This is a genomic window from Streptomyces phyllanthi (genome assembly GCF_009377205.1).
GTDB lineage: Bacteria > Actinomycetota > Actinomycetes > Streptomycetales > Streptomycetaceae > Streptomyces > Streptomyces phyllanthi.
On the sequence record NZ_VJZE01000443.1, the window covers coordinates 1 to 7,503 of the forward strand.

Here is a 7,503-nt window from a genome sequence, read left to right on the forward strand (position 1 = left end):
CCGCCGGGGTCGACCCCGGCGGGCGGCGCGCTGTCATGGGCCCTGACCCGTCTGCCGCGATTCAGCCGTTCTGGCCCGACGGGCGGCGCAGCGCCGGGCGGCGGGCGATGAGGTCCGCCTTGAACGCCGTCCAGCGCTCCGAGGCCGCCCAGACCACACGGACGGTCGACCGCGGGGCCAGGAGAGCACGCAGGCGGGTGGAGCGGCCGGCCTGGTCCCGCAGGGCCTCCTCGATACGGCGGGCGTCATCCGAGAGGCCCGCCGCCGGACGGGGATGCGGGGCGTAGAGCACCTGCTCCACCGCCGCCGCCAGACGGTGCACCGCCGCCGTCGCCTGCTCGTCGAGGTGACCGAGCCGGACGATCCGTGCGGCGGCCTTGCGGGGCGTCTGTGACTCGTCCGGCGCGATTCCGTGGTCCCATGCCGTGTCGGTCACCTCCTGCCACACCGCCAGCGTATGGGCGGCGACGCCCTCCGCCGTCCGGCCGTGCGCACCGAGCCGCACGGACCGTACCCGCATGCGCCACAGCATCGGCAGCAGCGGCAGGGCCGACACCGCGAGCACGCCCAGGGCCACCAACAGGTACAGCCACCACTGCGAGTCGTCGTCGTCCGAAGCCGCCCCAGCATCCGGGGACTCGGTCGCGCACGCATCCGGCCCGGTGCAGCTCTGGCTCTCCGACGGCTCGGCCGACGGCGCCGTGGACGTCGACGCCGAGGGCTGGGACACGTCCGGGAGGCTGCTGCCCTCCGGCGTCTCCGGCTGCGTGTACGACGGCGTGGTACCCCGGTTCGGGGTGGGCTCGAAACGGGTCCAGCCCACGCCCTCGAAGTACAGCTCCGGCCAGGCGTGCGCGTCCCGCAGCCCCACGGTCATCGTCCCGTCCGTCAGCGGCGACCCCGGGGTGAAGCCCACCGCGACCCGTGCCGGTATGCCCAGCGAGCGGGCCATCGACGCCATGGCGAACGAGAAGTGGACGCAGAAGCCCTCCTTGTCACGGAGGAACCGCGCTATCGCGTTCGAGCCGTTGCCCACCTGGACCTGCGTGTCGTACGTGAAACCGCCGCTCACCGCGAAATAGTCCTGGAGCTTGACCGCCCGCTCGTAGGCGTTCGCCGAGCCCGCGGTCACCCGGCGCGCCGTCCGGCTCACCACCGACGGCAACGAGTTCGGCAACTTGGTGAACTCGCGTTTCAGGGCCGGCGAAGGCTCCGGTGCCGTCGCCAGCTGCTGAGCGGTCGGCTGCACGACCAGGCTCCTGACCGTGTATCGCATGCCCCGGGTGTTCTGCCCGTGGTCGCCCACGAGCGTGCGCCCCACGGGCTCGTACCGCCAGTCGCCGTCGATGTCCACACGGGTCGCCGGATACGGCATCGGCAGCCAGTTCTGCTCGTAGTCCTTCTCCGCCGTTATCTCGGTCTCGATCTCGGTGCGCTTGATGTCGGGACCGAGCCCGTTCGGCGTCGGGAGTGTGTCGGGCACGTCCTCGATGCGCCGCTGCGCCGGTGTCCAGGCGGTGCCGTCGAACTCGTCCAGGGAGACGATCCGCAGGTACACGTCCTGCGTCTCGTCGGTGCTGGTGCGATAGGACATGACCTGGCGGTCCTCGTCCACGTTCAGGCTGTCCCGCAGCGACACCACCGGGTTCACCGCCGAGATCGTGCCGCCGCCACCCGCGCCCGCACCGACTCCGGAGCCCGCGGCGTCCAGCAGCCCGCCGTCGAGCGAGGGCATGGCGAGCGGCACCACCAGGGCGATGCCCAGGGCGACCGCGCCGATACGCCGACCGGTACGGATCGGGGCCACCGCGTCGGCCGCGGAGTCCGCCCCCGGACCGCGGGGAGCCCCGCCGAAGACACGGCCCCACTGCGACAGCCGCTCGCGGCCCTCGGCGAGGAGCAGCATCAGATAGCCGACGGCCGCGATCACGAACGACAGCCACTCCAGCTCGTCGGACAGCCCCGCCGCGACCGAGTACAGCGCGAGCAGCGGCAGACCGGCCGGAGCGGCGCTGCGCAGGGTCACCGCGAGCGTGTCCACCGCGAGTCCGATCAGCAGGACACCGCCGACCATCATCAGCCTGATGCCGTCGGTCAGCGGAGCGGGGGTGGTGTACCGCCCGACGTCCTCCGCGCCCGACTGCAGCAGCGTCCCGAAGTGCTGGAACGCCTCCGGCCCCGGGACGAACCCGACGACGGCGTGGTTCCGGGAGAAGACGAACGTGAGCAGCAGCAGCGTCGTCAGCGCCTGCGCGGCCACGGTCAGCGGCCGGGCCAGCGGCACCCGCCGCGTCAGCGCCCCCACCACGCTCTGCAGCCCGAGCAGGAACGCCGCCTGCAGGATCCAGGCCTTCTGCGCGACCAGCGGCAGCAGCGCGCACGCCGCCATCAGGGTGGCGGCCCAGGCGCACAGCGCCAGTCTCGCCCGACCGCTCATGACCATCCCTCCGTACCGCTGCCGCTCCCGGCGGTCACACCCGTGCGCTGCTGGTCCGCCTGACGCCACAGGTCCGTCAGCGACGCGCCCCGTGGCACGCTCAGCGCGGTCCAGCCCGCCTCGTGGAGCATCCGCAGCATCTCCTCGCTCCGGTGCGCCGCCCCCGGGGCGGGGACGTCGGCCGGCTCACGACCCCAGGTGTCACTGTCCAGCAGGAAGGCGACCGCGCCGCCGCTGCGCTGGCGCATCTTGGCGACGATGGCCGCCTGCTCCTCGTCGAGATCGCCGAGGAAGGCCACCAGCAGCCCCTCGTTGCCGCCGCGCATCACGTCGTACGCGCGCGAGAGGCCCGCGCCGTCGGAGTGGTCGATCACCGCGAGCATGTCCATCATCAGTCCCGCCGCGTCGGCGGACTCCTGGCTCCCGCCCGCGAACCCGTCTGCGCCCTCGCCGGGCACGGAGTTACCGGTGTCCGTCAGCAGCCGTACGGAGAAGCCCCGTTCGAGCATGTGCACCAGCACCGACGCCGTGCCGGAGACCGCCCACTCGAAGGCCGAGTCGGGGCCCGCGCCCTCGAAGGCCAGGGCCCGAGTGTCGAGCAGCACCGTGCAGCGGGCCCGCTGCGGCTGCTCCTCACGGCGCACCATCAGCTCGCCGTACCGGGCCGTCGAACGCCAGTGCACCCGGCGCAGGTCGTCGCCGTGCCGGTACCCGCGCGGGATGATGTCGTCCTCTCCGGCCAGCGCCAGCGAACGCTGCCGTCCGTCGCCGTACCCCTTCGCCTCACCGCTCAGCCGCACCGGCGGCAGCGGCTCCACGCGCGGGATGACCGTCAGGGTGTCGTACGTCGAGAAGGACCGCGTCAGCTCGCACATGCCGAACGGATCGGTCAGGCGCAGCTGCAACGGGCCCAGCGGATAGCGTCCGCGCAGGTCGGAACGGACGCGGTACGACACCTCGCGGCGACCGCCCGCCTCCACCCGGTCCAGTACGAACCGCGGGCGCGGACCGAGCACGTACGGCACCCGGTCCTGGAGCATCAGCAGCCCGGTGGGCAGCCGCGAGACATTGTCCATCCGCAGATGGACGCGGGCCTCCGAACCCGCGGGCACGCGCGCGGGGGAGAGGCGGCGGCTGCCCGCGACCCGGTACCGGGTGCGGTACAGCACGGTCGTGCAGACCAGCGGCAGCACGGCCAGCAGCAGGCCGACCCGGAGCAGGTCGCCCTGCCCGAGGACGTACGCGCAGATGGCGGCCGCGATTCCGGCGGCCAGGAAGGAGCGTCCGCGCGTGGTGAGCCCGGCGAACGCCGTGCGCAGGCCGCCCTTGTCCTGCTCCTGGGCGGGCCCGGGCGCCGCGGTGGTCATCCAAGCCTCCGCGGCGGCCGCTGGGGATACGCGGGAACGCCGTGGCCCACGCCGAAGCCGCTCTGCGGCTGGGGCGCCGACGGAACGGGCGTGCGCTGCAGGATCTCGTCCACGACCTGCTCCGCCGTGCGCCGGTTCAGCTGTGCCTGGGCGGTGGGCAGCAGGCGGTGGGCCAGGACGGCGACGGCGAGTGCCTGCACGTCGTCCGGCAGCGCGTACTCCCGGCCGCTCAGTGCCGCGGCGGCCTTCGCCGCGCGCAGCAGATGCAGCGTGGCGCGCGGTGAGGCACCCAGTCTGAGGTCGGGGTGGGTGCGTGTGGCCGCCACCAGGTCCACCGCGTACCGCCGGACCGCTTCCGCGACGTGCACGCCGCGGACCGCCTCGACCAGCTTCACTATCTCGTGCGCGTGCGCCACCGGCTGCAGGTCCTCCAGCGGCGACACACCACCGTGGATGTCGAGCATCTGCAGCTCGGCCTCCGCGCTGGGGTAGCCCACGGAGACCCGGGCCATGAAGCGGTCGCGCTGCGCCTCCGGCAGCGGGTAGGTGCCCTCCATCTCGACAGGGTTCTGCGTCGCCACCACCATGAAGGGGCTCGGCAGCTCGTAGGTCTTGCCGTCGATCGTGACCTGGCGCTCCTCCATGGACTCCAGAAGCGCGGACTGCGTCTTCGGCGAGGCGCGGTTGATCTCGTCGCCGATCACGATCTGCGCGAAGATCGCGCCCGGTTTGAACTCGAAGTCCTTGCGCTGCTGGTCCCAGATGGACACACCCGTGATGTCCGACGGCAGCAGGTCGGGCGTGAACTGGATACGCCGCACCGAGCAGTCGATGGACCGCGCCAGTGCCTTGGCGAGCATGGTCTTGCCCACGCCGGGGACGTCTTCTATCAGAAGATGTCCCTCGGCGAGAAGTACTGTCAGCGAAAGCCGTACGACCTCTGGCTTGCCCTCGATCACTCCCTCGACCGAACTGCGGACTCGCTCCACAGTGCTGGTCAGATCAGTAAGGCTCGCTCGATCGTCATAGGTCGTCACCCGGCCCTCCTCGGCCCGTTCTTTCTCCGGGCCGACGCTCTGCGATGCGGATCGGCCCACCCCGAACACGGACACCACGCGGGAAAAGTTCCGCGTGACGTCACTCCCGCATTCTTGCCGCCGTTACCGTTTCGTGTCACTCGCCTGTGGATAACTGGCCGCGATATGTAGGGGCTTGCGGCCTTTGGGTGCCAGGATGCCAGCAAATTGACAGGTAGCAGGTACCGGGCAGGGCGACCATGAGGGCCGGTTCGACGTCGTTCAGGCCGGATCGACCTCGCGCAGCAGACCCGTCTTGACATCGAACACGAACCCGCGGACATCGTCGGTGTGCAGCAGGAAGGGCGAGGTGCGTACGCGCTGCATCGACTGCCGCACGTCCTGCTCGACGTCCCGGAAGGCCTCCACCGCCCATGACGGGCGCTGGCCGACCTCCATCTCCAGGTCGTGCCGGAACTCCTCGGTGAGGGACTCCAGGCCGCAGCCGGTGTGGTGGATCAGGACCACGCTCCGGGTGCCGAGGGCCCGCTGGCTGATGGTGAGGGAGCGGATCACGTCGTCGGTGACGACTCCTCCCGCGTTGCGGATCGTGTGGCAGTCGCCCAGCGCCAGGCCGAGCGCGTCGTGCAGGTCGAGCCTGGCGTCCATGCAGGCCACGACCGCGACACCGAGGACGGGACGGGCGTCCATCCCGGGGTCGGTGAACGCGGCCGCGTACCGCTCGTTCGCCTCGACGAGGCGGTCGGTGACGGTGTCGCCGGGTATGGCGCCTCCGGGCCCTGCGGGTACCGATGCAGAAGTCGTCATATCCAAGACGGTACTGGTCACGCCGGGTACGGGCCTTGTGTGAGGGACGACAAAGAACGTCATCGGTACTTGTTGTGAGGTAACCCACATGGGTGGAGCATCTGCGCTCGAACGGATGATCACGTCATGCCGTGTCACTCGAACGCGAGGGCGTCGCGACGCGCAGGCCGGTTGATTGACCGCGAGACACCGTGGACTAAAGTGACGCGAAGCGGGAGGCGATGTTCCCCCTGCTGGACTGACATCCCAGGAGATCCGGCGACTGTCCGGTGTCTCCCCGTGTGCGCGGCGCGTACGTACGGCTCGGCCTCCCCCCGCTCCCGGTCGGCTGACACTTCCGGCGCCGGCGGGCCTCCCCCGCACCGGGGGCGGCCTCCGGCGTCCGCCGGGGGAGGACGGGGACCCGGCGGTGCGTACGGCCGCGCCGGACCTGAGAGGGCCCCTTGACCAACAGCCGCCACGTTCCCGTCATGCTCCAGCGATGTCTGGACATGCTGGCCCCGGCCCTCACGGAGCCCGGTGCCGTCGTGGTCGACTGCACTCTGGGTCTCGGCGGCCACAGTGAGGCCCTGCTCACCCGGTTCCCCGAGGCCCGGCTCGTCGCTCTCGACCGCGACAAGGAGGCGCTGCGCCTGGCCGGGGAGCGGCTCGCGCCCTTCGGCGAGCGCGCCACCCTGGTGCACGCCGTCTACGACGAACTCCCCGACGTACTCGACCGCCTCGGCATCGCGCGCGTGCAGGGCGTCCTGTTCGACCTCGGCGTCTCGTCCATGCAACTCGACGAGGCCGAGCGTGGCTTCGCGTACGCCCAGGACGCTCCGCTCGACATGCGCATGGACCAGTCCACCGGCATCAGCGCGGCCGAGGTGCTCAACACCTACCCGGCCGGTGAACTGGTGCGGATCCTGCGGGCGTACGGCGAGGAGAAGCAGGCCAAGCGGATCGTCGCCGCGGTCGTGCGCGAGCGCGAGAAGGAGCCCTTCGACAACAGCGCGCGGCTCGTCGAGCTGATCCGTGACGCTCTGCCGCAGGCCGCCAAGCGCACCGGCGGCAACCCCGCCAAGCGCACCTTCCAGGCGCTGCGCATCGAGGTCAACGGCGAACTCGCCGTCCTGGAGCGGGCGGTTCCCGCAGCCGTGAAGGCGCTGGCCGTCGGTGGCCGGATCGCCGTCCTGTCGTATCACTCGCTCGAAGACCGGCTGGTCAAGCAGGTGTTCACGGCCGGAGCCACCTCCACCGCGCCCCCCGGGCTCCCCATCGTGCCCGAGCGCTACCAGCCCCGGCTCAAGCTGCTCACCCGCGGTGCCGAACTTCCCACCGAGGAGGAGATCGCGGAGAACCGGCGAGCGGCTCCCGCACGGCTGCGGGGGGTTGAGCGCATCCGCGAGGACAGTGAGTGAGTCGTACGAGGAGGAGGGGCGCGTGAGCCGTACGACCGGACTCGCGACGCCGGTGGTGACCCGCGAGGAGGGTGCGTGAGCAAGAAACCCGAACTGAAGGGGCGGGCCGCCCGGCTCGCACGGCTCTTCCCCACGGGCCCGGGACCGGGCCAGGCCGCCCGCACCCCCTTCGTCCTCCTCGTCGTGACCCTCCTGGGCGGCGGACTGATCGGCCTGCTCGTACTGAACTCCGCGCTCAGCGAAGGCTCGTTCAGGCTCGACGACCTCAAGGAGGAGACGAAGAGCCTCACCGACGAGGAGCAGGCGCTCCAGCGGGACGTGGACGCCTACTCGGCCCCCGACGCCCTCCAGCGCCGCGCCCGCGAACTGGGCATGGTCCCCGGCGGCGACCCGGCCTTCCTGAACCCCGACGGCACCGTCAGGGGCGTTCCCAGCCCGGCCGCCCTGCAGTCCTC

6 protein-coding genes are annotated in these 7,503 nt (G+C 71.6%); 2 read left to right on the top strand and 4 right to left on the bottom strand.

Annotation, left to right across the window (positions count from 1 at the left end; genetic code table 11):
* Positions 1 to 61: 61 nt before the first annotated feature.
* From FNH04_RS37300 to FNH04_RS37315, 4 genes are all read right to left on the bottom strand, one after another.
* Positions 62 to 2,437, bottom strand: coding sequence for a transglutaminase TgpA family protein (locus FNH04_RS37300; RefSeq protein WP_152790269.1), 2,376 nt, complete (start codon positions 2,435 to 2,437; stop codon positions 62 to 64).
* The gene (locus FNH04_RS37305) at positions 2,434 to 3,804 is read right to left on the bottom strand and encodes a DUF58 domain-containing protein (protein ID WP_152790270.1); all 1,371 of its coding nucleotides are present in this window, start codon (positions 3,802 to 3,804) and stop codon (positions 2,434 to 2,436) included. Before FNH04_RS37305 ends, FNH04_RS37300 begins: the two co-directional genes overlap by 4 nt.
* The gene (locus FNH04_RS37310) at positions 3,801 to 4,841 is read right to left on the bottom strand and encodes an AAA family ATPase (RefSeq protein WP_322724959.1); all 1,041 of its coding nucleotides are present in this window, start codon (positions 4,839 to 4,841) and stop codon (positions 3,801 to 3,803) included. The genes FNH04_RS37305 and FNH04_RS37310 overlap by 4 nt, the downstream gene beginning before the upstream one ends.
* Positions 4,842 to 5,102: 261 nt before the next feature.
* The gene (locus tag FNH04_RS37315) at positions 5,103 to 5,648 is read right to left on the bottom strand and encodes a beta-class carbonic anhydrase (RefSeq protein ID WP_152790271.1); all 546 of its coding nucleotides are present in this window, start codon (positions 5,646 to 5,648) and stop codon (positions 5,103 to 5,105) included.
* 443 nt (positions 5,649 to 6,091) lie between these two features.
* Here FNH04_RS37315 and rsmH point away from each other — a divergent pair, with 443 nt between their 5' ends.
* Both rsmH and FNH04_RS37325 read left to right on the top strand, forming a co-directional pair.
* Positions 6,092 to 7,048, top strand: coding sequence for a 16S rRNA (cytosine(1402)-N(4))-methyltransferase RsmH (gene rsmH, locus FNH04_RS37320; protein WP_152790272.1), 957 nt, complete (start codon positions 6,092 to 6,094; stop codon positions 7,046 to 7,048).
* Positions 7,049 to 7,123: 75 nt separating this feature from the next.
* Positions 7,124 to 7,503, top strand: a 380-nt coding sequence (locus FNH04_RS37325) for a septum formation initiator family protein (RefSeq protein WP_322724963.1), incomplete at its 3' end; no start/stop codon positions are given.